The following is a 25,952-nucleotide window of genomic DNA, read 5'->3' as shown; positions in this document are numbered from 1 at the left end:
GGGAACCACACCTATTTCGGATCATACAGGTATCCGATTCCGCGCACTGTTCTGATGATCTCGGGCTTTTCCGGGTTGCTTTCAAGTTTCCGGCGCAACCGAGAAATCCTGATATCGATGCTGCGATCAAATGGGTCCCAGGACCGATCATGCGCTTGTTCAAGAAGCTGGTCGCGGTTCAACACGCGCCCTTTGTTTTCTGCAAAAACCTTGAGCAAACTGTATTCCATCGCCGTCAGCGGAACCTCGGAACCGTCGGACGCAAGGAGTTTTGCTGCCTCCTTGTCTAGCGTGTAGTCGCCGAAACTTGCCTGATCGCCGTCAGAGCTGTCGCCTGACCCCTGATCGTTGATCGCCCCGCGGCGCAGGATTGCCTTGATCCGTGCTTCCAGTTCACGAAGGTCCACTGGTTTACCCAGATAATCATCGGCTCCCATCTCCAATCCGATGATCCGGTCAACAACGTCCCCTGCTGCTGTCAGCATGATCACGGGCGTCGTATTCTCAGGACGCAGAGACCTGAGAATGGAAAGCCCGTCCTCTTTTGGCATATTGATGTCCATGATCATGACGTCGACCACAGTCGACGAAATGATGGACCTGAGCTCATCTCCGCCAGAAGCAGCCGAGACTTTGTAACCGCGCTTATTCAGGTATTCCTGAAGCATCTCACGCACGTCGACCTCATCGTCGCAGACCAAAATATGGGTCTGTTGATTATCCATCTGATTGATCCTTCTGGTCGGCGAGAAGTTTTGCGACAAGACTTCTGAGTTCGGATGGCGATACCGGCTTTTCCAGATAAGGAAGGCCAGATTCCTTGAGTAAGCCCAAAGAGCTTTCGCCCATTGTGTCGCCCGTGATGTAAGCGGTTCGTTGCAACATGTTCGGGAAGCGCGATGTCAGCGCCTCGTAGATTTTGCGCCCGTCGACACCGGGCATGTTCATGTCACTCAGAAACACGTCATAAGTGTTGGATTGCAGGCAATTCAGCGCCTCTTCGCCCGACGAGACGAAATCAACGTGAAATCCATCTCTCCTGAGAATCTCGGCATTGATCTCACCCACTTCGATCTCATCATCGACCACCAGAGCCCGGTGTTTGCTCAGAGTCACGACCGGCTCGGGCGTCTCTTCTTTTACGCCGTTTTGTGGAACAGCAACCGGCAACGTGATACGGAAACAGGTGCCCGATTTCGCGGTCTGATCAAGCCTGATGTGCCCACCATGAGACAGAATGATCCGGTGGCAAAACGCAAGGCCGATCCCGGTTCCATCACCAACTTCTTTCGTGGTGAAAAACGGCTCGAAAATACGGGGTCGTATAGCTTTGGGAATTCCCGGTCCATTGTCTTCAACCGCGATCTCAACCAAGCCTTTGTCAATCTTGACTTCGGCCGAGATTCGGATGTGATCGCCAATTCCAGATGATGTCATCGCCTGTTCAGCGTTGAAAATAAGGTTCAACACGACTTGCGTAAGTTGGTCAGTGTCCCCCGCAACAGGCGGCAAATCATCAGGCAAATCTCGTTTGATTTGAATTTCGCCCGACGTACTTCCATACCCGGCAACATCAGCAGCGGTCTCGATCATGCCGGTCACGTCAACCTGTTCGATCTTGCTGGGTTGCTGGCGCGCCATCGCAAGGAAGGTTTTGACGATCTTCGCACAGCGCTCTGCCGCGTTACCGATCTTTTCGATCCTTGTCGTCAGGTCGGGATCGGTGATCTCTTCTTTCAACATCAACGAATGACCGACAACTACAGACAAAGGGTTGTTGAGCTCATGCGCCACTCCAGCTAGCAACTCACCCAGAGCCGACATCTTTTCGTTCTGAAACAGAAGCTCGCGCTGCTTCTCCAACTCAGCTTCGATGGCCAATTCATCTGTCAGATCACGCGTATTGGATACGATGACTTCTTCGCCGTTAAATTCGATCAACCGAGAAGAATCCGCGCCCCAGAACTTGCGCCCTTTTGCGTCGACGAACTCCATCCGCCGATCCTTTAGCGCACCGGCTTGTCGAAGGTCCCTTAGATACCGTTCGCGTTCATTCGGGTCCGCGTAATATGATTTTGAGCTCTCGGCCTCGCCAAACAGTGCCTTAATCTCAGGCGTGGCAAACAGCACCTTGCCTGTATTGGCGTGCGTCATGTTTATGGCGGCAGGATAGGCCTCCATCACTTGCCGGATCAGCGCGTCAGCCTCTTTCTGGACCGTCAAATCGATGACGCTGGTAACGATGACCTCTTCACCTTTGTAGTCAATCAGCTGTGATGAAATCGTTGCTGGAAAAGGAGTTCCATCCGCTCTTAAAAGATCGAGTTTGTAGTCGTCGACGCGACCATCAGCCAACAGCTGAGTAACAAAATCCGCCCGCTCTTCGGGATTCAGATAATGCTGTCGTGCCGATTTGGATGGACCGAACATCTGCAATGCAGCAGGCGTACGATACAATATCTGGCCATCGCCGATACGCGCCATCGTGACGATTGCCGAACTGGCATCCAGCACCTTGCGGATCAGAAGGTCGCCATCACGCTCTTCAACTTCGGCTTGTTTGCGTTCGGTAATGTCTTCTCGTGTTACAACGAAACCGCCGAATTTGGTTGGATGCACTGAAACCAGATAGGTACGCCCGTCCGTTTCAGTCAGTTCAAAATCCTGAATGAACTCGACCCCATTGGCCAACCTGTCTGAAACCCATTTCTGTTCGTTGCCAATGGCGTCCGCATATATCCCGCGGCGTGCCGTCTCACGCATCAGGATTTCCCAGTCCAGCCCCGGTTCCAGAAGGTCGGCAACCCCCTTGTTCATTTCGGCATATCGTTGATTGAACAGGACAAGGCGGCGGTCGTCATCATAGAGGGCGAACCCTTCTTTGAGAGACTCGATCGCATCACGAAGAAGGTTCCTCGCCTTCTCGATTTCTTCAAGATCGTTCGCCATGCCCATCGTCATCCTGAATTTTTAGGATATCATTGTTTCAATGCCATTTCAAAATCGGCGTCGTGTGTTTCAATTGTTTCAGTAAGTGCCAAATCCGCCAAGCACCGGTCTAAATTCCTGTTTGTTTTCGAACCCCATAGCGCGTTGTGTGACCTGCTTCACAGAGCAACAACTGAAACACTGGGCACCGCTTCCAGACATCACAATGAAACATAAAAAGGTCAGTTATTACCCATCTTAAATACGAGTGGGTAAGAACGATGACTATTTCATTTAAAATTACTGAGATGACCAACGCACCTATTTTTGCGTTGCATTCTTCGGCGTCCAATAGCGGACAATGGGACCAACTGATTAATGATCTTGAAGGTCGTTTTGAGGTTCATGCTGTCGATATGCCCGGTTACGGTCGCGCACCGTTGAATGGTGACATGTCCCAAAAAGGTGCTGCAATTTCCGCAGTTGCCGTTATCCGGGAAATCGAGGCTTTCGGACGTCCAGTACATCTGGTCGGGCATTCCAACGGCGGCGGTGTTGCCATCAAGGTCGCGCTGATGCGCCCTGATCTTATCAAAAGCCTGACAGTCTACGAGCCTGCAGCGTTTCATTTCCTCAAAGACGGCAACAATGTCAGCCAAAAGCTGCTCCAGCAAATCCAACTCCTCTCGGGTGTGGTGACTGCGGCGGCAGCGGACGGCAATGCCGCCGCAGGGATGCAGCAATTTCTGGACTTCTGGAACGAAGATGGTTTCTGGGATTCACTGCCCGCGCAGGTTCAGGATCGGTTCGCTGAAATGATCCCCTCGGTCATGTCTGATTTTGCCAATGGCTTTGCTGAAAGCTGGCGCCTGAAGGATTTGTCCAAGCTTGAAATTCCGACACTGGTGATGACCGGTTTGGAGTCGCCTGAGATCGCTCAGCACGTTTCAGTCGAGATCGCAAAAGCGATGCCAAATGCGCGGATCGCGCTGCTGCCAGAGCTTGGCCACATGGCGCCGGTTTTCCAGCCCGAGTGGGTCAACGCACGAATTTTCGAACATGTGGCCAATGTCGAACGGCCCATCGAAGCCGTCAGCTGGCCACAGCAGCAAGCTGCATAATCCTACCCGCATTTCGCGATGCGGCACTTCATCAAACCACTGGTGTTGAACCAGAACTACATCAAAAGGAGCAAGAACATGGGTATTCAAACATCAATCAATGCCACCACAGACTTTGCAGCGATCAAAGCAAAACAGAATGTCGCCTGGGGGTCCGGAGATTACAGCAAGGTTGGCGTGACATTGCAAATCACCGGCGAAGAACTGGCCGAGGCCATGGATATGATGCCCGGCGCCAAAGTTCTTGACGTGGCCGCCGGGAATGGCAACGCCACGCTGGCCTTCGCCCGCCGGTTTTGCGACGTCACCTCGACCGATTACGTCGAGGCCCTGCTGGATGCCAGCAGCCAACGTGCCAAAGCCGAAGGCCTTTTCGTCTCTTACAAGGTTGCCGATGCCGAGGACCTGCCGTTCGAGGATCAGTCGTTTGACGCAGTAGTATCTACATTCGGAGTGATGTTCACACCGAACCAACAGCAATCTGCAGCGGAACTGCAGCGTGTGGTGAAATCTGGCGGCAAGATTGGCATGGCCAACTGGACACCAGACAGTTTCATTGGCCTGCTGTTCAAGACGATCGGCAAGCATGTACCGCCACCCGCTGGCGTCAGCTCTCCGGCACAGTGGGGTAGTCGGGATTGGGTAGAAGATACCTTCGGTGCTGAGTGCGATATCGTTTCGTTCCGGCGCAAAAACTTCATGTTCCGCTACCGGTCTGCTGAACACTTCCTGGATTATTTCCGGACGTTCTATGGCCCGATGCAAAAGGCCTTCGACGCACTGGATAATGCGGGGCAAGAGGCGCTGCGTAGCGATATCATGGCTTTGATCGAGAAATTTGACATTTCGACCAATGACACGCTTTGCATTTCATCCGAATATGCAGAAATAACCCTGCGACGTGGTTGATACCGCAACTAACCCGCTCATCGTTCTTTGACCTTGATGGCAGAGAACGATGAGAGATGCCGAGTGTAGGCGATCCACCATTTTCTTGTTATTAATTGGTTTAAGGGGGATTTTGTTATGGCTGAACGCACACTTTACGAAAAATACGGTGGGTTCTCACAGATCAGCAAGATCGTGTTCTCATTCTATGACATCCTTCTGGACAATGATGAGGTTGGCCCTTTCTTCGACGACGTGGACATGAGCCGGATGGTCGATCATCAGACCAAGTTCATTGCCTCGCTGCTGGGTGGCCCCGCCTCCTACACAGACAATCAGCTGCGCCAGCTACACTCGCATCTCACAATCACAGATGACCATTTCGACGAGTTGGAAGTTGTGCTCCGCGATGCGCTGGAGAAACACAGCGTGGATGCCGAGGATATTGATGTCGTCGTCGCGGAATTCAGCAAACGCCGTCCCCTGATTGTTAGGTAAACCATGACCATCGAAGCCATTAATGAACAGCTCCTTCGTGCAATTGGCGTGGGCGTCGCGCTTCTGGATCGCCAGTCGCTAAAATTCGGGTTTCGCAATGACACCTTTGATGAATGGTTCAGCGCTGATGGCCCTGCGGATCAATTGCAGCAGCTTTTCCCCGATCTCGAAATCGATACTGTTCAGACAAGCCTATCCAGCACAGGCAGACACACATCCGAAATCACGTTCAAAAAGAAACGCCGAACGCTGGTGATCGCACTCGATTTCACGGTCGCGCATGATGATGTGCTCGTTCTGGTGTGCCAGAATATCACCCGCATCAAAGAGCTGGAGTCCATGATCGATTCATATTCGATGATGGTCGAGCGGAACACACGCGAGCTAAAGCGGGAGAAAGAGCAAGTTGAAAAACTGCTGCTCAACCTGATGCCGCGATCTGTGTACGAAGAGTACAAAACATTTGGCGTCGTCACACCTCAGCTCTATGATCCCGTATCCGTCCTGATGCTGGATTTCGTCGGTTTTACCGAGATGGTTGCCTCGCAAGATCCAAGCGTCACGGTCACCGAGTTGAATGACATCTACAGCGCGTTTGATCGCATTGGTGAGCAATTCGGCTGCGAACGCATCAAGACCATCGGTGATGCCTATATCACTGTTGCAGGTCTACCCGACCCGACACCGGATCACGCCAAATCGATTGCGAATACAGCCATTCGCTTCGTTCGCTATCTGAACCGCCGCAACCTGAGCCATCCGCATCAGTGGCGTTGCAGAATTGGATTGGCTACCGGGTCTGTTGTCGGATCAGTCGTGGGCATCCAGAAATACGTTTACGATATCTTCGGACCGGCAGTGAACTTGGCGTCAAGACTTCAGGAATTCTCTGATCCGATGAACATCACGGTCCAAGACGAAGTTGCGCAGGTTCTCAAGGATCAGTTTGACCTTGAGCACGTCGGCCCACGCGAGATTCGAGGATTTGGTGAACAAGAGGTTTGGAGTCTGACCGACAAGAGCTAAAACGACCGGCCCTGCTCACTTAGATCGCCAGAAACAATCCGCCTCAAAAGCCATGCGCGTCAGAGAATAAACCATTCCTTGTCATGCTGTTGCGCCGAAGGTTTCAAAAGCAATTCGGTCTCTGCTGATCCCAACCGTTTCCAATCCTGTTGCCAATTCGGTTAAAAGACCCGATGGGCCGCACAACAAATAATGGGCCCTGACACCGGCGTTCAAACCCAACAGATATTCCGCCGAAATCCGGCCTTCAACATCGAAGTCCTGCCCAGCAATATCGCTGTCATCAGGCCGGCTGAAAAAGACCCGTTTCATGACATTCGAACTGGCTGCGATCAGTCCACTAACTTCATCGCTCAGAGCATGATAGCGCCCATTGCGGGTTCCGTGAACAAACCAAACCGGGCGATCAGGATCGTGATCCGCAATCTGGTGGAGCATCGCAAGCATCGGAGTAAGACCAACACCTGCGCTGACAAGAACCAATGGTTCATCCCCAGCGGGGATCACGAAATCACCTGCAGGTGGCTTGGCCTCAATTACATCCCCAACTTTGATCTGATCGTGAAGATAGCGCGACGCCAGACCACGGGCTTCGCGCTTTACGGTAATCCGATAGTGATCCGCGTCTAACTTCCCAGACAATGAATATGTCCGCCTCACTTTCGTGGCCTGCGCGGGAATATCAAGCGCGATTGGCAAATGCTGCCCTGCTTTGAATGATGCCAGCGCGTTGCCCTGGGACGGGGCCAGGAGAAACGATGTAATACCTTCGGCTTCTACAACTTTCTTGGCGACGACCAACCTGGCCGATGGCGTCGGATCGGTTGACCACCTTAGTGAAATCGCCTCGTTCCGCTCGACTACGGCGTCGATTTCGACATCGATCACACGAAAAATGTTTGGATCACGGGCCTCTGGCGGTGTCCAATCGATCTTGGCGCGCCCGGTCAGGTGCAACAGCCCTCCGGTTGCGAAATCGATGAAAAGAAGCCCGATGCGCGGATCTTCGATGATGTTACCGATCGTATTGAAAAAATTGTTGCCCGAATAATCAGGTATGCGCAGTCTGGATGGGCTCATGACACGGACAAACCCCGCCTCGCCCCCCCGATGCGAGGCATCATATCCATTCGATGCCGCCCCTTTCGATCCATATCGTCCCGACCCGATAAACAGCGTATCCGCCGCGCTGATACGCGCGATCTGCTCCGGGCTCAGACGGTCAGACACCACCGGTTGTGACGTGGGAGTATGGCTGACCCGCCACCAATCCCGTTCGCTGATGTTTTGCGGGCAGTTCCCGAATGATTGACGAATGTCGATTGAGATCCCGCTTTCGGTTCGCCGCGCTCTGCCGCTCAGACGATTGCGGCGCCGGGTTGCAAGCTCGATCCCGATGACGCCGATATCAGCGTCTTCGTCAAAGGTCTGCGCCAACGGGTCGGTCGGATCGATCTTGGTGTCCAGGGTCATACGACGCGGATCGGGGGATTGAATGAAGCCATCAGCCCCTTCAAGTAGTGTCGTCCATACCCGACCGTCCGCGTCGCTTGAGGACACAATCAGAAATGGTTGATCCTGATAGAATTGACGATGCTGATCAGGCATGAAATCGCGAATGAACGGGGCGATCTTGGCAGCAACTTCCCCTACACCGGCGCGGTGCTGCGCGGCAAGTTCACCTGAATGGAATGGGTTATCTCGGGTCGACATCGCCCTGCCCTCTCTAAACTTCTAAAACGTCACAGACCAAGATCGCTGAGACCTGGGTGTTCGTCCGGGCGCCGACCCAAGGGCCAGCGGAACTTTCGTTCGATTTCAGTGATCGGGTGTTCGTTGATGCTGGCAAAGCGATAGGCCATATACCCTTGTGCATCGAACTCCCAATTCTCGTTGCCATAGGCCCGGAACCAGTTGCCGCTATCGTCGTGATATTCATAGGCGTAACGCACCGCGATCCGATTGCCTTCGAAGGCCCACAATTCTTTGATCAGGCGATAATCCAACTCTTTAGCCCATTTGCGGGTCAGAAACGCCTGAATCTCGGCGCGCCCCTTGGGAAACTCGGCCCGATTCCGCCACTGACTGTCAGGTGTGTAGGCCAGCGTGACCTTGGCTGGATCACGGCTGTTCCAGCCATCTTCGGCCAGTCTGACCTTCTGGATGGCTGTCTCACGCGTGAATGAAGGAACGGGATGCCGAGGCGCTTCGGATGTCATAGGGGGCCTCCTAACGGCCTTAGAACGATGGGGAGCGGAGAGCTTGGAGGCCGGGAAAGCCGACCCCCGGCCAATATGGCATTAGGCGACCAGACCAGCGGCCGTGGCGGGCATCGGTTCGAACCCATCCAATGCCTCGAAGCGAGCGATCCAGGCGCGCACATTGGGATATGGATCAAGCGAAACGTTCCCTTCGGGCGCGTGTGCTGTATAGGAATAGGCCGCAACATCCGCGATGGTCGGACGCTCACCTACAAGCCATTCGCGCCCCTCCAGCCCCATCTCAAGCTTCTGCATGGCCTTGGCCGCAGTCGCTGCTGTAAATTCAGGGCTCAGAGGGGCACCAAATACTGTGATAAGCCGCGCCGCCGCTGAGCCAAACGCAATTTCCCCTGCGGCGAGGGTCAGCCACCGCTGAATCTCGGCTTCACCAACCGGATCATTGGCGATCCAATTCGGCGCGTATTTCCGTGCGAGATAAACAAGAATGGCATTCGAATCCGATACAACGACATCACCGTCTTCCAGAACTGGCACCTGACCATTTGGGTTCATTGCCAGAAACTCGGGCGTTTTATGCGCTCCGGCAGCCAGATCGACAAAGACGGGCTCATGCGTGATCCCGGCAAGCTTGGCAAAAACCAAGGCACGATGGGCATGGCCGGATTTTGGGAAGTGGTGGATACGAACTGCGGTGGACATTGTTGAGCTCCTGTCATTTTCGAACTGCGATCTGCCGCCACAGATATCGCTTGCCAACATAGATGATAATTGCCACTTTCGGCGGATCATTAAGCCCTGAAAGGGCGCAATTGACATGGACAAAATTGACCGCATGCGCGCCTTTGCGCTGGTTGCAAAACATGCCTCGTTCACCCTGGCTGCCCAGCGGCTGGGTCGGTCAGCACGCCTGATCAGCAAATATGTCGCCGATCTAGAGGACTCGTTGGGCGTTCAACTACTAAACCGCACGACCCGCAGCGTGTCCCTGACAGACGCAGGCGCCACCTATCTGGCCATGTGCGAACCACTTCTCGACGGGTTTGATGAACTGGAGGAGACGGTCAAAAACGCGCAAAAATCATTACGCGGTATCATCCGAATTTCCGCTCCAACTGGATTTGGGTCGGTGCGGCTGGCCCCATCCCTTGCTGCCTTCGCAACGAAACACCCAGAGGTCGAGATCGACCTCAACCTGTCGGACCGGCGTGTATCGATTATCGATGAGGGTCTGGATCTTGCGATCCGGATCGGCCCGATGCGCGATAGCTCACTCAAAGTTCGTCAGTTCGGTCCGATGCCCTTGGTTATCTGCGCTTCACCTGCCTATTTGGCGCGTGCAGGTACACCCGAACACCCGAGTGCCTTGGCAACGCATGAGTGCATTTTGGACGGCAACGCCACTGAGCCGACGATCTGGCGTTTCAACATCGAGGGCAAGGAATTGGCGGTTCCGGTAAACGGGCGGCTTCAGGGAAACGCACCTGCAGCATCGGCTCGTCTTGCGGCGGCCGGAGTGGCGGTAGCCAGATGTCCCGCCTATACTGTCGCAGATGCTCTGAAATCAGGAGAATTGGTCGAGCTTTTCGCCGAGCACCGCGTCACCCCCTACGTCGTAGCCGCGCTGTTTCCCCAGAACCGTCGACTGACCACTCGGGTGCGCGCGCTTATTGATCATCTGGCGGGAGATGATCTGATCTGCTCCGCTGGCGCATGACCTGAGCTTATGCCTGAGTGTCAACCGCTGCCGGCTGTCCACTGCGCTGTGATTTGAGCGCGGCAAAGGTAAGCGCCAAAGATTGCAGGTTTTTCCTTGCCGAATTGTCGGGTGAGCGATTTTCTTCGATGGCGCAGAGCAATTCACCCATTGCACCCTGAAATCCATCGTTGAACCACTTTCCTTGCAGCGCGGGCCGGGCAACTCCGTTTGCGGTTGTCAGAGTAATGGATTGCTGCCCCAAGTCGGGTCCTTGGGAAACTATGCTTCCGTCGGTTCCGGAAATATAAGTTGTATCCATTGGCCCATGTTTCGTGCTGCCGTCAAAGACAAGGCTTGCCTGCCCGCCGCCCAGTTGAACCACAGCCTGCGCCAAGAGCGGCACTTTGTTGGATTGGTCCAAGGCATGCGATGCGCTTGCGAAAACCGATTTCGCCCGATTGCCGACGATCGACGAAACGAAATCAAACCAATGAATCCCGAAGTCATAAAGTATCAAATCTTCGATTTCATCGAAATGTGTTCCTGCCGTCCAACCATGATCCCAATGAATGGCCGTATGGATGGTTTGAACCTTTCCAACATGGCCTGCACGACAAGCTTCGCGCATCCATGCCATGTGAGGAGACCACCGCCCATTTTGGTTCACGGCGAGCTTTAAGCCTTGAGAATCTGCCAATTCGACCAATGCTCGCCCGGTTTCCAGATCGGGCACGAAGGGCTTCTGGCTGAGCACATGCTTCCCCGCTTTCAAGGCAGCTTTGATTACGGGCGCACGTATTTCGGTTGGCAGAGTAATGTCCACCACGTCGATCTCAGGATCATCTAGTAGGTTCTGAAATTCTTCTTCAATGCGAGCGTCAGGATAGAATTCAGCTGCCTTTTCTTCAGCTTTCACGCGGCTGCGATTCCACAGCGCCACAACCTCCCATCCGGCAGTGCGATAGGCATCAAGATGACTGTTTGAAATCCCGCCAGTTCCTATCATCCCGATGCGTGGCCGATAGGTCGTTGGTTTTGGGGGATAATAGTCGACATCTGGAGCAGGGATTTCAGCCAGTTCTTTCGACTTCAATGCATAGGTGTCGGTATCGGCGGCGTCCTCACTCATGGCAACAACTCCAGAGTGCGTTTCTGAGCGGATGATTGAACCGCGGTATCGACGATCCTTTGAGCCGTTAGGCATAGTTGCGGATGCAGCGGGCCAGCCACCAGCTCACCACTTTCGATACATCCCAATACATACTCGATCGCGTTGGTCTGACCCTTTGGCAGCGGATCAGCAGGAATCTCGTGCCGCTCGGGCCGCGCCCGTGTCTGGACAGTGATGTGGTCAGCGTAGTCGGGTGAAGCGATCGTTCCGTCTGTCCCGACGAATACAAAGCCGCAGGTGGGTTGTGGTTGCGTGGTCCAGGGATCAGTGAAAGTTCCCCAGCGGGTTTCCATCTTCGACAATCCGCGCGAATAGCGACACACGGCGATGGCATGTTGATCAACTTCGATGCCCTGAGTTTCATCAACCGTACAGGTTACCTCGATCGGAGCTTCGCCATTCATGTACCAAGTTCCCAGAGTCGCCCCATACCCCAGGTAGTCCAGCAGCGAGCCGCCCCCCGAAGATTTCTTGTACCACCAAGAAGTTGGTTTTTGTTGTTCAACCTCTTCGGGGTTGACCTCAACCTTGTCGGCCAGATGGAACAATGGCCCCCGGTTGCCGTCGTAGAAATGAACCTCTCGCAGTTCCCCGATCATTCCTTCGTCGATCAAACGCTTGGCCGTGACATGGCTTTCCACCCATCGCAGCGGCCAGTTGATGATCAGTTGCCTGCCCGTCCCTTCCATGGCCGCTATCATGCGGCGGGCCTCATCCGCCGACGCCGCGAATGGTTTTTCGACGAAGACATGCAGGTTGTGGTCTGCCAGCTTTTCAGTGTAGTCGGCGTGGGACGCGGTGGCGACGCAGAGTATGGCCATGTCGTACGGTCCGGCTGCCATGCAGGCATCAAAATCGGTGAACACGCGGTCGCTTGATAGGTCAAATGTCTCGATAGCCGATGCCATCTTGGACATGTCTGGATCAAATATCCCGGCAATCTCGGCGTTGGGATGGTCGTGCACCATGCGAAGCAGGTCGCCCATGTGCATGTGGTCAAAGCTTATTCCAACAATTCGAAACCTGGACATGGGCCCTCCTCCCTTTTACCGGTTTCCAGTGATCCTGACATAGATGGCAGTGACCGCCAAAATGATCAGACCAAACAGCGCGGTTCTTGCGCCTTCGGGCATTTGCATTAGCGTCAGCATTGTATCCAATACCCTGATAATCAACGCGCCCACGATGGCGCCCGCAAAGCTTCCACGCCCTCCAAAAATCGAGGTTCCGCCGATCACCGCTGCGGCCACAGAGGGCAGCAAGAGTGGATTGGCAAGGCTAAGCGAAGTTTGCCGGATCATGCCAAGATACAGCAAACCGGCGACCGCCGCGATCACGCCCGAAAGCGCGTACAAAGCAAGGTACACCTGCCAGGATTTGACCCCCGACAGCTTGGCGGCATTTTCGTTCGAACCGAGCGCGAACAGCAACCTGCCAAATCCAGTGAACCGCATCAGCCAGAAGATGAACAAGGCGAAGGGAACGAACAGAAACAGACCGTTGGGCATAGACATAGTACGCCCGGTTCCAAGCCAGGCCAGAAAGGCTGGTATCTCGGACCCCGCGTTGATCACCATTCGCTGATACACCTGCAGACACCCGGTGGCGATTAGGCCAGTGCCCAAGGTCATGATCAACGGGTGCACCCGTACCAACCCGACGCCCAGGCCATTGACGATCCCAACGAGCAAACCGGATGCCAGAGCGATCAGCACCGCCGGGGCGACACCCCAAATCGAACTTAAGGTCGCACAGACGAAGGCCGCCACAGTCGCGACGATGCCAGCCGACAAGTCGATCCCGGCGGTTAGCATGGTCAGCACCTGACAGGCTGACAGCATCGCCAGCGGGATCGCAAACTTGATCAGATTACCGACCCAGAAGGTTGAGACCAGCCCATCGCGCCCGGCCCGAAATGGGGTGACGATTCCGGGTCGCATGATCTCTAGAACAGCGACCAGCAACACCAGAAAGGCGATCAGTGGGATCACAGGGTTATCCCGCAGATATCGGCCAAAGCGCACCATGGGCGGGTCGTTTACGGCCATACTCATCGCCCTGCTCCTCGCATGGTTGCTGCTGTTCCAAGCAACACGACTGCCACCATGATCGTACCTTCGATGATTGTGGTGACATTGGGATCGACAGCCAGAAAGGTCAGGATCGTTCTGACGATCCGGAGAATGAAAACAGCGACGATTGGACCAAGCAGGCCGCCACGTCCCCCGCCCAGAACAACACCGCCCAAAACAACTGCCGCGACCGAGGCAAGAAGGTAGGGGCCCGGCACCGGCTCGCCGATCCCTGTCAAGGCAGCAAGGCTTAGCCCTCCGAAGGCACAGAATACTCCGCAGATCCCGTAGGCCGCGATTCTCACGCGCCCGACGGATACGCCCGAACGGAAGGCTGCAAGCTCATCTGATCCTGTGGCGTAGATCGAAATGCCCAGCTTGGATCGCCGCAAAGGAAGCCAGATCAGGGCGATGCAACCAATCATGATGGCCAGCGCACTCGGTAATCCGGGCACTACACTGCCGCGAATGCTCTGCTGTACCCAATCGGTCGTCGATCCGCCTGGCGTCTCAAGGATCAACAGGGCGATCCCTTCCCAAACAAACAGCATGGCCAGTGTCACCACAATGTCAGGGACCCGCGTCAATACAATGAGCGCGCCATTGATCAAACCCATGGCCAGTCCGATACCTAACACGACAACAATGGCCGGCAACCCGGACATCCTCTCCATCAAAACAGCCGCTGAGACCGCACACACCGCCATCATCGACGCGACTGACAGGTCAATCCCACCGACGATAACAACAACGGCCATACCCGCCGTTGCAAAAGCAAAGGGCAGTGCGGCACGTGCGATGCTTTCAAGCCCGGATGCTCCGAAAGAAGGCTGTATGAGTTTAGTGATCGCCAAAAGAACCAGTAGCAGTGCAACCAAACCAATCAGCCACGCGTGTTTACGTAAAGCTTCAGTCACGCTGCACTCTCGTTTTCTGTTAGCCCATAAGCCGCGCGCAATAAGGTTTGTTCGTCAGCGTCTGTTGCTTCGATGACATCCACAACGCGGCCATTGAAAATGACCAATGCACGGTCGCAGGCTAGCGGAACCTCTTCCAATTCGGAGGTGTAGAACAGAACCGAAGCCCCGTTCTGGGCCAATTCGCGTACAAGCGGGTAGATCTGGCGCTTGGTGCGCACGTCGATTCCTCGGGTCGGGTCGAACAGTAAAAGCGTCTCGACGCCGGTGGCAAGCCATCTGCCGATGGTCACTTTTTGCTGGTTACCCCCAGACAAACGCTGCACCTCGCCCTGCGCGCGCGTGTCGATCTGCAACTTTTCGATGGCATAATCGACCCGCTCACGCTCGCGCCGCAGATTTAGTTGACCCCAATTCCGCAGGCGCGCAGAAAACGGCAGGGCAATGTTCTCGCGTACCGAACGTTGCGCCAGTAATGCTTCGGCCCGATCACCCGGCACAAAGGTCAGCCCGGCGGCAATTGCATCGGCGGGATGCCGAAAATCTGCGGACGATCCGTTGACTTTGATCTCACCCGAAGTCGGCGACAGAAATCCGGCCAGACATTCGAAAAGCTCGTCCTGGCCCTGCCCCTCAAGCGCCACAACACCAAGAACTTCGCCGGGATATAGCTCAAACGAGATGTTTGAAACTTTCGGCGCTATCGCCAGCTTCTTCGCGGACAGACGCGGGCGTTCTTTTGCGGTGGAATGTGCCGCCCTGTCTTCGCGGTCACCCAGGTCCAGCTTTTGCCCAAGCATAAGCTCAACTGCTTTTTCTTCGACGCCCGGCTCAATCATCAGATCACCAACGGTCATCCCGTCACGCAAAACCGAGGCGCGGTCGCAAAGCTCTGAGATTTCGCTGAACCGATGCGAGACATAGATGACGCCCATGCCTTTGTCCGCTTGCTCGCGCACGACTTTGAGAACCCGCTCGACAAGATCAGTGGGCAGAGCGGCCGTCATCTCGTCCAGTAAAACCACGTCGGGCTTGGACGCCAGAGCGCGCGCGAGATCAAGAATACGCAGCGTGGCCAGCGGGAGGTCGGCGATCATGTCCGAAAGGTTCAGCTCGCCAATTCCAAGTTCGCTGACCCAATGCCTGAACGGCTCAGTCGGTGTATTTGTAAGGCGAAGATTGTCGGCCACATCCAGATCGGGGATCAGCGAGGGTTCCTGATACACTGGCACAAGACCCGATTTTCGCGCCTCTGCCGGGCTTCCAACGCGCGCCACTTGCCCCCGGATCAGCACCTGACCGCTATCTGGCTTTAAGGCACCAGTGATGATTTTCACGAAGGTGGATTTGCCAGCCCCGTTTGCCCCCATCAAAGCGACAACCTCGCCTTCTGAGACGCGAAGACTGGCTTTAGTCAATGCACGGACGGCGCCGAAACTTTTGGCAATACCCGTAGCATCGAGGAGGTTTGTCACTGTCATCGGCACGCATTATTCCACATTAGCCGCTCCCCGCCCGAATTGGGCAGGGAGACGTTTTACAGTTTTCACAATGGCTTAGCTGTCGCCCGGACCTTTGCAGTCGATGATCTGTTCCATCGAATAGTCAGTCCAACCTGGCACCGTGACCGAGACGGGCCATTCAGGATCAAGGTTCGGGTTCTGGGCGGCGGTGATCGTTGCGACACCGTCATCAGTGGCGTTTTCCCAAAGCACCGGGTCCACCAGAACAGTCTTATCGCCAGGTGCGTTGCCATTCAGAATGTCGACCGCCAAGGCAATACCAGCCCCGCCCACGGACCCCGGATTGGTCACCGCAGCCCCCTGCAAGCCATCGACTTCGGTCAGGTATTGCACAAAGCCGGCATTATCCGCACCGACGATGGGCACCAACGGCGCGCCGGATTCCACGAACGCATCCACAATGACGTTATCGATGCCGCTGGTCCAAACACCATCGAACGGAATTCCAGTGGCCAGGAAGTCAAACATCTGCTGTTTGCCCTGATCTTGCTGCCAGCCTGTGAACACTTCATGAACCACATTGATGCCGTCATATTCGGCCAAGGCGCGCTTGAATCCGTTATCGCGATCGGTATCCGCCGACACACCGGCAATACCGCGCATATAGACTACATCGCCGGAACCGCCCAACTGCTCGAACAACCATTTGGCACCAAGATAGGCGTATTCTTCCTGATTGTTTGACAGAATGTAAGCTCCGTCCGCGGTCACGCCTGCGTCAACGGCAACGACCACGATGCCCTTTTCCATCGCCGCATCCAATGCGGAATTCAGCGCATCCGGGTTTGACGGGTTCAAAACGATAGCGTCCACACCGGCTTCGATCAGGTTGTTGATATCTTCCAACTGCCCCGCTGAATCGGTGTTGCGGTGAGCGACGATCAGATTTGAAACATCCGCTTCGACCAGAGCCTGTGCGCGCATCGCGCAGATCATCTGTTCGCGCCATCCATTCCCCTGAACGGTGTTGGACACGCCGATCGTGTAATCAGCGGCAAACGCCGCCGGAGTAAACGACGCAGCAACAGCTATCGCCGCCGCACCTGTGAATAGCTTTTTCATGTTAGTACCTCCCATTTGAACAGTCTTTGCTATGTTCCGAGCCTTTCAACCTTCTACTTGATGAACGGTTGCAGCACGTCGCGTGCCAGCAGAAACCCGCGCTTTACCTTTTCGTCGGTTCCCTCAAACAGCCTGTCTTCATGTTCGATGATGATCGGGCCATCATATCCAGCGCGATAAAGGCCTGAGAAGAAATCAGACCAATCAACATCGCCCAACCCGCAGAGGCGTGGCACCTGCCAGCCCATGCCCGCCGACATAATCCCGTGTTCGTACAGCCCATCGCGATCCACCATCAGGTCTTTGGCGTGGACATGTGCTATGTGCGGGCCGAACTCCTTGATGAACCTGGTTTGATCGATGAACTGCCAGATCAGATGGGACGGGTCAAAATTCATCCCGACGTCATCCTCCCATTGATCAAAAATCCTGCGCCAGATTTTTGGGGAGTAGGCTATGTTGTGTCCCCCGGGCCATTCATCATAGCTGAAGATCATCGGGCAGTTTTCAAAGCACAACCGAACACCCTGACCACGGGCATGATCTACGACCGGAGATAAGATGTCTGTCGCACGCGCCCAGTTTTCATCGATATTCAACGTCCGGTCGCCACCAACGAAAGTGTTGACGATTGCAAGCCCCATCGCCCCTGCAGCCGTGATCACCTTCTTGAGGTGCTCGATCACCTCATCCCTGTGCGATGCATCCGTGTGCAGCGGGTTAGGATAGTACCCCAGACCTGAAATCTCGATGCCCTTGTCGTGTAATTCGTCAACGATGTCTTTTCCCTGCACCGCTGTCAGACCGTCGACATTGATGTGGCTGGTCCCTGCATAGCGCCGCTTTTCACCACCCGCATACGGCCAGCACGCGATTTCAAGCGCGGAAAAACCATTCCCAGCGGCCCAAGTGGCAACCTCGGTCAGTTCGGTATCCTCAAATGGCGCAGTTAACAGCCCTAGCTTCATCGCAAACCCCCTACACCTCGTCCAATTCGACCCAACGACTTTCGCGGGCAGATTTCACAACCGCATCGCAGAACCGCATTTCATAGTGACCATCTTCAAAGCTGGCCCATGTGCTGTCAGGGCCGCGATGTCCGGCGCAAATATCCGTGTAGACGGCGCGAAAGAAGTTCAGAAAGCTATCTGCGAACCCTTCGACATGACCAGGTGGCAATGTTGCCGCCCGGGTCCCTGTGGGGTTCATGAGGGTGAAATCACGCATCAACACCTGATTGGCGCAGTCTCGATGGCCGACGAACAGGTGATCTGGCGTTTCGCTATCCCATGCGGCACTTGCTTTGCTCCCAGCAACATCCCAGACAAGCGAATTTTTGCGCCCTACGTTGATCTGAGATGTTGTCATCACCCCTTTCGCCCCGCCTTCGTAGCGTAGCATGATGGCGGCGGCATCATCAGTATCTACAGCGACCGGCTCGGTCGTTCCTTCTGCGCTTGAAAACGTCTCGACCGGCCCTTTGGGGCGCTGCCTCGTAGGCAGGAAAGTCGTCAGATCGGCAAAAACGGATTTGGCCTTCAGCCCGGTGACAAAGCTGGTCAGATCCACCCAATGGGTTCCAATATCCCCAACTGAACGCAAGGTGCCACCGATCTCGGATTGTAGACGCCAGTTCCAATCGGTTGGCTTCGCGAGCCAGTCTTGATGGTAGTGACCTGTGACATACCGGATGTCACCCAGTTCTCCCTGCTGAACCATTCCGTGAGCTTGCTGGTTCAGGGGGTAGAACCGGATGTTGTAGCACACAGCGCATACCATGCCTGATGCCTTCGACATCTCGACCATTTCAGCCGATTCCTTGCTGGTCATGGCCAGAGGCTTCTCGCAAATCACATGCTTGCCTGCCTTAAGGATCGCCATGACCTGCGGGTAATGCGCATGGTTCGGAGAGGTCACATGCACGACGTCGATACTGTCATCCTCCAACATGTCCTCCAATGTCGGATAGGCTTTGGTTACGCCGATTTCACCGGCGCGCTTTGCTCCACGATCGGCGGATGAACCAAGAACGCCGACCACCTGGACACCCAAACGACGCAATGCCTGAATGTGTACCGTCCCAATGAATCCGGTTCCGATGACTGCGGCGCGGATTTGTGTGAAATCAGTCATGTGAAACCACCCTCAAACAACCGAATATCCTCCGTCTACGGGGATACAGACACCTGTGACAAAAGCGGCCGCATCAGAGGCCAGAAAGAGAGCCGCTCCCACAATGTCTTCAGGCATCCCCCATCGCGCCATGGGTGTTCGGGTTTCGATTGACTTTGTGAATTCCGGATCCTGTCTAGCCCGGGCGGATTGCTCGGTGATGATGAAGCCCGGAGCGATTGCATTGACGCGAATACCGTCCGAGGCCCATGCAGCCGCCAGAGACTTGGTCAGTTGCGCAACCCCAGCCTTGGACGATCCGTAAGCCGGGTTTTGCGGTGAGCCAAAGAAAGCATACATGGAAGCGATATTGATCACGCGGCCACGACGCGATGACAGAGCTGAGTGCAAAGCCTGAGCACAACGCATTGTCCCTGCAAGGTTCACATCCAGAACGTGACTGAAAAAATTCGGCTCCATCTCCTCGCCACGCCGCGTGATGGATGCGCAATTCACCAGAACGTCCAATTCGTCACGTTCCTGACCAAAGGTCTGAACCGCTTGGGTGTCGACAATATCGAGCTGTGTGTAAGGAAATCGCGCTGCATCTTCGGGCAAGCAGCTTTCCTCGACGCCGGTAATCTCAACCTCGGCTCCCGCGTCTTGGAACGCGCGCGAGATCGCTGCCCCGATACCACCACGACTTGCACCAATCACGGTGACCTTTGCGCCGGAATAGTCAAACTGAGCGGCAGCCGTCAAACCTCTTCCTCCGTCGTCAATGTGCAATTCGCAGCGATCGCAGCATCAATCATCACACTCCCCAGATTGCAGCAGAAACAAGCTGCAAACGATTACATTTTGAGAAATTCATCCTTTTCACAATTTGAAATCGATTACATAATCGACAACACCAGAGATTCGAGTCAATTAAAATCTCATTCTGCGACCAGGATCATGATTCAGAAAGCAGCAACCATTCAAGACGTCGCCCGAGAGGCTCGCGTATCCACGGCCACGGTCAGCCGGGTTTTGTCCAGCCCCGATCTTGTCAAAAAATCCACGAAAGAGGCCGTTCTACAGGCCATCCAAAGTACCGGCTACAGGGTCAATCAAGCGGCTAGAAACCTAAGGATGCAGCGGGCGAATGCGGTGCTTATCTTGGTCCCGAATCTTGGTAAGCCTTTCTATTCCGGCATCCTTGCGGGCATCAGTGAGGCTTTTTCAGGCACGGGCTATGCTGTGTTGATCACCGATACCGAAAGCAACCCCATCCAAGATTCAGCATTGGCCGAATACTTCCTTGATGGGCGCATTGATGGCGCCATCTCGTTGGATGGTCAGCTTTCCAATACCGTGCTGAGCACATGCATCCAAGCCGGGGCGAAAGATCGGATTGTCTTTTTGTGTGAATGGGTTGAGGATCATTCCTTCCCTGTCATCAAAAGTGACAATGTCGAAGGCGCGCGCTTGGCCATTCGCCACCTATACGAACTAGGACACCGAAAAATCGCCCACGTCACTGGGCCGCAGGGCAATGTTCTAACAGCTGCGCGTCGCGAAGGAATGGTATCGGAACGCACTCGTCTCGGGCTTCCGGCTCCACCCGAATGGATCATCCGCGGTGATTTTTCCCTCGAATCCGGCTTTGAGGCCGCTACAAAAATTTTGGCTATGCAAAGCCGGCCCACGGCTGTTTTTTGTTCGGCTGATATGGTGGCCTTTGGTTTGATCTCTGGATTGCAGGCTGGCGGTGTGCGCGTTCCTGAAGATATCTCTGTTGTCGGATTCGACGATATCGAGATGTCGGAATATTACGTACCCGCTCTGACAACCATCCGGCAGGATAGGCATCTGTTAGGCCAACGCGCAGCAAAACTATTGCTCGACCGCCTGTCTTCGGGGCTGAGCACGCATGAGTCAGAAGCGCCAATACCAGTCGAACTCATCAAGCGGGCCAGCACGGCAACGCCCAAGCCAAGCAATAATTAGGCTATCGCGGTGCCCCCACGACTGCCTGTTCAAGGTCGATGTTTGCGCCCGTCATAGGAAATGACGCAGGACTCAATAGAAAGACAGCCAAACGCGCCGCTTCCTCTGGCATCAACAGGCGCCCCAGCGGACGGTTCTGCCCTGCCCTTTCCGCCCAATCCTTTCCCTGTCTCAGTGACTTGGTCTGAGTTTCATGTTCTGACTCCGTTAGGACCCAGCCCAAGTTGATCCCGTTTACCCGAATGCCATCGTGTAAATGTGCATTGGCAGCATTCTTGGTCAGAGTTTGCAGCGCACCTTTCGAAGCAGCGTAGACCGCCAAGTCAGGTTCGCCACAATGGGCATTCATTGACTGAATGTTCACGATCCCACCACCCGCGCCACGCGCTTTCATATCTCGAATTGCTTCGCCCATCAGCAGAAATGGCGCGCGGGTATTTGTCGAGAAAATCTTATCAAAGTCTTCAGCAGTCCCATTAATGAAACTAGCCCTGGTCGTGATACCTGCGGCATTCACCAACCCGTCGATCCGCCCAAATGCCTTACGTGCGGCGGATGCGATACCGGCACACGTGGCAACCTCGGCCAGATCCGCTACAACGGTTTCAACACGCGCAACGCCAGACAATTCCTGTGCGAGTTTTTGCAGTCCGGCACCATCTTTGTCACTTATCACAATCTCACGAACCCCTTGTCGGGAAGCTTCTTGAGCGATTGCCCGACCAATGCCCTTGGCCGCCCCGGTGACGACAACAGACATATTTTCCAGTTGCTCATTCACACGGACACCCGACCAACAGGTATATTCTCTCTCAGGATAATTCTTGGTTCGACATGCTCCACCGGCAATTGGACTGGACCCGATGCTATTGCGCCCAACAGTCTTATAACCGCTTGTTCACCGATAAGATGAGCGTTCTGGTCAATTACCGCATGGATCAAACCGTCCGCAAGCCATCGCCGCGATTCCTCAGTCAAATCATGCGTGACGACAAAGGGCCTTTCTGGTTGAGGCACCTCTTCAAGCGCTTGCACCAGCCCTTTTCGACCAGCGCCCACGCAATATACACCGACCAGATTGGCGGTCGTCCGACGCAAACGGGTCAGTTCCCGTTTCAATCGCTCTCCATTTTCACCGGTTTCGACCGAGGACAACGCATGTAGGTTCGGGGCGTAAGTGGGCAGACATGATCGAAATCCAGCCTCGCGTTCGCTGTGGCCGTGATAGGCAGGGCTCCCGAAAAAGATCGCCACCTCACCTGCCCTACCCCCGGCGAACATGCCAAGGATTTGAGCGGCGGTTCGCCCGGCCACCAAGTTGTCGACGCCAACATAGTCCGATCTGGGGGTTGCCAGCACATCTGAGGCCAGCGTGACCACGCGAATCCCAGATTCACAAACCCGGCGCAGAGCATCGCGGCTTCGTGGATCGTCGGTTGCCACTACGCCAAGCCCATCTGTGTCGGGTGGAAGGCTATCCAGCGCCTCCATCAACGCATCCGGGCCTATGCCTTTGACGGCCAAGACGGTGCAACGCGCTACCAAGGGCTGCGTTTCAGAGAACCGTATTATCGCATCTGCGAGATCTTGCAGGAAAGCATTCCCGGCTGAGGGGATCAAAAAAGTCAGGCGCGCTGGTCGCGAGGGTAATGCGAGCAGACCCTCGGACGGCAGATATCCTAAAAGCCGCGCAGCGCGCATAACGCGTTGCCGGTTGGCCGCGCTGACCCCTTTGCGCCCGTTCAGGGCCCGGTCAACCGTTGCCGTAGAAACTCCCGCCCGTTCGGATATATCTGCGATTGTGGCGCGCACCATGCGTTTGAGAATCCTGGTTCTGTGAGGCCGTAACTTCCAATCTTACACGGAAACGGAAATTCGTCTTGATCCTTGCACATCAGATTACATCGCCAATCAGGACTGGGCACCAAAAGTTGGTATGAAGTAGACGGCAATACTCGTGGTCGGCGGTCCTGTCTGATGTAATCTGATGGAGGCTGGGCTTGATGCTTTGGCACGAATTTTCAAAACTGGTTGTCTGTACGCAAGCCACTATCGTTGGCTTTTTAGAGCTAACAGACTTGGGAGAACCCGAAATCCATTGAGCCTGTACATATGACTGATATCCAACAACCAGTTTCGAGGCAGATCGCGAACCGGGACTATGCGCTAACGGGTGCATCTGGCAAGAAAGCCCAAGAGATCGGGCTTGCGGCGGCAGAGTGGTACCACAGCGAACTCCCTCGCAAAACGATGAAATCCCTTATGAAACGCCGCGATGCCCCTGCCTTGCGCGACACGGCGATTTGGCTTTTGCTTCACTTCATGTTCGCCGCGGGCGGCATATATTTTTGGGGAAGCTGGTTCTCGCTTCCGTTTTGGCTGGCATATGGGGTGGTCTATGGCTCTGCCTGCGACAGTCGCTGGCACGAGTGCGGTCATGGAACCGCTTTTCGGACACGCTGGATGAATGACGTTGTATACCACATCGCCTCATTCCAGATTATGCGAAACCCGGTGAACTGGCGCTGGAGCCACGCGCGTCATCACACCGACACGTTGATCGTTGGCCGTGATCCGGAAATCGCATGGATGCATCCAATCAATTTGATGCTGAAGGCAATCGCTTTTGTCGGCATTTATGACACTTGGCAATCGCTTGGGGTCTTATTTCGCAATGCGTTGGGCCATCTATCACCGGACGAAATGGATTACATCCCCAAGTCCGAATGGCCAAAGGCTGTCTTTTGGGCCCGGGTTCACATGCTTATCTACGCAGTTGTCTTAGTCGGCTCGGGAGCCATGTTCGCAAGCGGCATGGGATGGCGATCAACGATCCCAATCTTGTTGATCGGAGGACCCAGAATTTACGGCTGCTGGCATTTTGTCATGACCGGGTTGCTTCAACACGGTGGTCTGCCCGAGAATGTCATCGACCACCGGTTAAATTCCCGCACAGTCTATATGAACCCCATCAGCCGCTGGCTGTACTGGAACATGAACTATCACGTCGAACACCATATGTTTCCAATGGTGCCATACTATGCGCTTCCGGCCTTGCACGAGGAAATCAAGGACGATCTGCCCGCTGCAAATGCCTCAATCTGGGAGGGCTACAAAGAGATGATGGGCGCAGTGAAGCGGCAGCGTGCGGACCCGAGTTATACACTTGTCAGAGCGCTCCCGGCGACCGCGCGGCCATACAAAGCCCATCTTCATGCGCATGTGCCGGATCGGAGCGGTGATGTTTAAAGTAGTGCCATAGGCTGGAGGGACCAATGCCTTGGATCGAAGCAATAGCCGTCGATGATGTTGAGGAAGAAGATGTTATTCGTTGGGACCATGCCAACAAGACCTACGCGATTGTCCACAGCGCCGACCGGAAGTTCTTTTGTACTGATGGGTTGTGTACGCACGAGCAGGTTCACTTGGCCGATGGTCTTGTGATGGACAATGAGATCGAATGCCCAAGGCACAATGGGATATTCGATTATCGGTCAGGTGAAGCTTTACGTGCCCCCGCCTGTGAAAAGCTGGGAACTTACCCAACCAAGATCGAAAACGGTAAAGTAATGGTTCTTGTCTGACCCTGCTACGCACGGATATTTAACAGCCGAGAGCGTGCAGGGCCGCGCAGAGACAATCACATCAATTTCGGATGGAAGTTCCTTGAAATGATAGACTTATTTGCAATCAAGATTCGGCTGTCATTCGACCCTGAAATCGGCATGATCAATGGCTTTACCGTGACGGATGGCGAAGCCGAAATTTCTCCGCTGCATCGCGCCCCTTGGGTCGGATCAGACGAAGCTCTGCCAGAAGGTTTAGCGCCGCACCTGTACAAACTCGGAGGCGACTTTTTCTGTGCCCCATTTGGGCAGGAAAAAGATGGGGCTCCGTTGCACGGGTGGCCTGCCAATGCGCCCTGGTCAGTCACGGATACATCCGGCGATAGTCTTTCGGCCCGACTGGAGCATCGAGTGAATGACGCTGAGGTGATCAAAGAGCTATGGCTTTCCTCGGGTCATCCCTTTGTCTATCAGGAACACAGTTTCATAGGCGGCGCCGGATCAGTTCCCGTGGCAAACCATGCGAATATCTCACTGCCAAACGGAGGGTTAATCCGCACGTCTTCTAAATCCTGCTGGATGACGCCTCCGACACCGCAGGAATCCGATCCGAAACGCGGAAGATCAGGCTTGATCTACCCCGCATCTAGTGAGGACCCAACCCAGTTCCCGGCGAATAATGGCTGCGCAGATTTGACACGCTATCCTTGGTTTCCACAACACGAAGACTTTGTGGTCGGAATTGATGCACCAGGCCAAGAACTGGGATGGACGGCTGTAACCCGACCGGTTGAGGGCGACGTATTCATCTCACTGAAACAATCAACTTCGCTCCCCATGACGATGCTGTGGCATTCAAATGGCGGGCGGGATTTCCCGCCCTGGTCGGGCCGCCATTACGGATGCCTGGGAATCGAGGAAGGGTCTGCGGCACATATTCTAGGCCCTGATCGCGATGTATCGCTTAGTGGACTAGGTGCCTTGGCTCTTTCCGATGGCACAACAAGAACTGTCAAACATGCGATTGGCGCCATCGCCTGGCCTTCGGGGTCTGCCGTCCGATCGATCGACCTTGTCGGGGATCAGTTGGAAGTGATCGGAGAATGCGGGACCAGAAAACGCGTTGGTTTTCACCCAGGATTCTTCAGCGCTTCATAA

General features: G+C 54.8%; 25 protein-coding genes. 9 read left to right on the top strand and 16 right to left on the bottom strand.

Features of this window, described 5'->3' with window-relative positions:
* Window positions 1-11: 11 nt before the first annotated feature.
* Together ACR0NN_RS12900 and ACR0NN_RS12895 are read right to left on the bottom strand one after the other, a co-directional pair.
* On the bottom strand, window positions 12-725 hold the full coding sequence (locus ACR0NN_RS12900; RefSeq protein ID WP_170723935.1) for a response regulator: 714 nt from the start codon (window positions 723-725) through the stop codon (window positions 12-14).
* Window positions 718-2,949 carry a hybrid sensor histidine kinase/response regulator gene (locus ACR0NN_RS12895; protein ID WP_480684823.1) on the bottom strand — a complete coding sequence of 744 codons (2,232 nt, stop codon included), beginning with the start codon at window positions 2,947-2,949 and terminating at the stop codon, window positions 718-720. Before ACR0NN_RS12895 ends, ACR0NN_RS12900 begins: the two co-directional genes overlap by 8 nt.
* A 287-nt stretch (window positions 2,950-3,236) precedes the next feature.
* Between ACR0NN_RS12895 and ACR0NN_RS12890 the strand changes: the two genes are divergently transcribed.
* The 4 genes from ACR0NN_RS12890 to ACR0NN_RS12875 all read left to right on the top strand — a co-directional run bounded on the left by ACR0NN_RS12890 (window position 3,237) and on the right by ACR0NN_RS12875 (window position 6,461).
* A complete protein-coding gene (locus tag ACR0NN_RS12890; protein WP_480684821.1) occupies window positions 3,237-4,049 on the top strand; it encodes an alpha/beta fold hydrolase in 813 nt (270 codons plus the stop codon).
* Window positions 4,050-4,127: 78 nt separating this feature from the next.
* Window positions 4,128-4,958 carry a class I SAM-dependent methyltransferase gene (locus ACR0NN_RS12885; RefSeq protein WP_170723932.1) on the top strand — a complete coding sequence of 277 codons (831 nt, stop codon included), beginning with the start codon at window positions 4,128-4,130 and terminating at the stop codon, window positions 4,956-4,958.
* A 117-nt stretch (window positions 4,959-5,075) separates the two neighbouring features.
* The gene (locus ACR0NN_RS12880) at window positions 5,076-5,435 is read left to right on the top strand and encodes a group I truncated hemoglobin (protein ID WP_170723931.1); all 360 of its coding nucleotides are present in this window, start codon (window positions 5,076-5,078) and stop codon (window positions 5,433-5,435) included.
* Between the two features lie 3 nt (window positions 5,436-5,438).
* Window positions 5,439-6,461, top strand: coding sequence for an adenylate/guanylate cyclase domain-containing protein (locus ACR0NN_RS12875; protein WP_170686315.1), 1,023 nt, complete (start codon window positions 5,439-5,441; stop codon window positions 6,459-6,461).
* 81 nt (window positions 6,462-6,542) lie between these two features.
* Here ACR0NN_RS12875 and ACR0NN_RS12870 read toward each other — a convergent pair whose 3' ends face one another.
* The 3 genes from ACR0NN_RS12870 to ACR0NN_RS12860 form a co-directional block, all read right to left on the bottom strand.
* On the bottom strand, window positions 6,543-8,174 hold the full coding sequence (locus tag ACR0NN_RS12870) for an FAD-binding oxidoreductase (RefSeq protein ID WP_170723930.1): 1,632 nt from the start codon (window positions 8,172-8,174) through the stop codon (window positions 6,543-6,545).
* A gap of 29 nt (window positions 8,175-8,203) precedes the next feature.
* Window positions 8,204-8,680 carry a nuclear transport factor 2 family protein gene (locus tag ACR0NN_RS12865; RefSeq protein WP_170723929.1) on the bottom strand — a complete coding sequence of 159 codons (477 nt, stop codon included), beginning with the start codon at window positions 8,678-8,680 and terminating at the stop codon, window positions 8,204-8,206.
* A gap of 81 nt (window positions 8,681-8,761) precedes the next feature.
* Complete coding sequence (locus ACR0NN_RS12860; RefSeq protein ID WP_170723928.1) at window positions 8,762-9,382, bottom strand: glutathione S-transferase; 621 nt, start codon at window positions 9,380-9,382, stop codon at window positions 8,762-8,764.
* 115 nt (window positions 9,383-9,497) lie between these two features.
* On the opposite strand from ACR0NN_RS12860, the gene ACR0NN_RS12855 reads away from it, so the two are divergent.
* Window positions 9,498-10,397 carry a LysR family transcriptional regulator gene (locus ACR0NN_RS12855; protein WP_170723927.1) on the top strand — a complete coding sequence of 300 codons (900 nt, stop codon included), beginning with the start codon at window positions 9,498-9,500 and terminating at the stop codon, window positions 10,395-10,397.
* Window positions 10,398-10,404: 7 nt separating this feature from the next.
* On the opposite strand, the gene ACR0NN_RS12850 is transcribed toward ACR0NN_RS12855, so the two are convergent.
* The 9 genes from ACR0NN_RS12850 to ACR0NN_RS12810 all read right to left on the bottom strand — a co-directional run bounded on the left by ACR0NN_RS12850 (window position 10,405) and on the right by ACR0NN_RS12810 (window position 19,998).
* Entirely contained in the window at window positions 10,405-11,508 is a 1,104-nt protein-coding gene (locus ACR0NN_RS12850; RefSeq protein ID WP_170723926.1) for a Gfo/Idh/MocA family protein, read from the bottom strand.
* Window positions 11,505-12,581 carry a Gfo/Idh/MocA family protein gene (locus tag ACR0NN_RS12845; protein ID WP_170723925.1) on the bottom strand — a complete coding sequence of 359 codons (1,077 nt, stop codon included), beginning with the start codon at window positions 12,579-12,581 and terminating at the stop codon, window positions 11,505-11,507. The genes ACR0NN_RS12850 and ACR0NN_RS12845 overlap by 4 nt, the downstream gene beginning before the upstream one ends.
* Window positions 12,582-12,596: 15 nt before the next feature.
* A complete protein-coding gene (locus ACR0NN_RS12840; RefSeq protein ID WP_170723924.1) occupies window positions 12,597-13,604 on the bottom strand; it encodes an ABC transporter permease in 1,008 nt (335 codons plus the stop codon).
* On the bottom strand, window positions 13,601-14,539 hold the full coding sequence (locus tag ACR0NN_RS12835) for an ABC transporter permease (protein WP_170723923.1): 939 nt from the start codon (window positions 14,537-14,539) through the stop codon (window positions 13,601-13,603). The genes ACR0NN_RS12840 and ACR0NN_RS12835 overlap by 4 nt, the downstream gene beginning before the upstream one ends.
* Window positions 14,536-15,957, bottom strand: coding sequence for a sugar ABC transporter ATP-binding protein (locus ACR0NN_RS12830; protein ID WP_480684816.1), 1,422 nt, complete (start codon window positions 15,955-15,957; stop codon window positions 14,536-14,538). The genes ACR0NN_RS12835 and ACR0NN_RS12830 overlap by 4 nt, the downstream gene beginning before the upstream one ends.
* Window positions 15,958-16,095: 138 nt before the next feature.
* Window positions 16,096-17,124, bottom strand: a complete 1,029-nt coding sequence (locus ACR0NN_RS12825) for an ABC transporter substrate-binding protein (protein WP_170723921.1) — start codon at window positions 17,122-17,124, stop codon at window positions 16,096-16,098.
* Between the two features lie 53 nt (window positions 17,125-17,177).
* Window positions 17,178-18,092, bottom strand: a complete 915-nt coding sequence (locus ACR0NN_RS12820; protein WP_170723920.1) for a sugar phosphate isomerase/epimerase family protein — start codon at window positions 18,090-18,092, stop codon at window positions 17,178-17,180.
* Window positions 18,093-18,102: 10 nt separating this feature from the next.
* Window positions 18,103-19,257 carry a Gfo/Idh/MocA family protein gene (locus ACR0NN_RS12815; RefSeq protein ID WP_170723919.1) on the bottom strand — a complete coding sequence of 385 codons (1,155 nt, stop codon included), beginning with the start codon at window positions 19,255-19,257 and terminating at the stop codon, window positions 18,103-18,105.
* Window positions 19,258-19,269: 12 nt separating this feature from the next.
* Complete coding sequence (locus tag ACR0NN_RS12810; protein WP_170723918.1) at window positions 19,270-19,998, bottom strand: SDR family oxidoreductase; 729 nt, start codon at window positions 19,996-19,998, stop codon at window positions 19,270-19,272.
* A gap of 66 nt (window positions 19,999-20,064) precedes the next feature.
* Here ACR0NN_RS12810 and ACR0NN_RS12805 point away from each other — a divergent pair, with 66 nt between their 5' ends.
* The gene (locus ACR0NN_RS12805) at window positions 20,065-21,228 is read left to right on the top strand and encodes a LacI family DNA-binding transcriptional regulator (RefSeq protein WP_480684815.1); all 1,164 of its coding nucleotides are present in this window, start codon (window positions 20,065-20,067) and stop codon (window positions 21,226-21,228) included.
* A 1-nt stretch (window position 21,229) separates the two neighbouring features.
* Here the strand turns inward: ACR0NN_RS12805 and ACR0NN_RS12800 are convergent, their stop codons facing one another.
* Complete coding sequence (locus tag ACR0NN_RS12800; protein ID WP_480684813.1) at window positions 21,230-22,009, bottom strand: SDR family oxidoreductase; 780 nt, start codon at window positions 22,007-22,009, stop codon at window positions 21,230-21,232.
* A complete protein-coding gene (locus ACR0NN_RS12795) occupies window positions 22,006-23,043 on the bottom strand; it encodes a LacI family DNA-binding transcriptional regulator (RefSeq protein WP_480684812.1) in 1,038 nt (345 codons plus the stop codon). Before ACR0NN_RS12795 ends, ACR0NN_RS12800 begins: the two co-directional genes overlap by 4 nt.
* Before the next feature lie 297 nt (window positions 23,044-23,340).
* Between ACR0NN_RS12795 and ACR0NN_RS12790 the strand changes: the two genes are divergently transcribed.
* The 3 genes from ACR0NN_RS12790 to ACR0NN_RS12780 all read left to right on the top strand — a co-directional run bounded on the left by ACR0NN_RS12790 (window position 23,341) and on the right by ACR0NN_RS12780 (window position 25,952).
* Window positions 23,341-24,477, top strand: a complete 1,137-nt coding sequence (locus tag ACR0NN_RS12790; protein WP_170723916.1) for a fatty acid desaturase family protein — start codon at window positions 23,341-23,343, stop codon at window positions 24,475-24,477.
* 26 nt (window positions 24,478-24,503) lie between these two features.
* Window positions 24,504-24,812, top strand: a complete 309-nt coding sequence (locus tag ACR0NN_RS12785; RefSeq protein ID WP_170723915.1) for a MocE family 2Fe-2S type ferredoxin — start codon at window positions 24,504-24,506, stop codon at window positions 24,810-24,812.
* Window positions 24,813-24,899: 87 nt separating this feature from the next.
* Window positions 24,900-25,952, top strand: a complete 1,053-nt coding sequence (locus tag ACR0NN_RS12780; protein ID WP_170723914.1) for a hypothetical protein — start codon at window positions 24,900-24,902, stop codon at window positions 25,950-25,952.

Source organism: Ruegeria sp. BA2, assembly GCF_056539605.1.
Note: the sequence above shows the minus strand (reverse complement) of the source record. Positions and strands in the feature narration are given on the sequence as shown.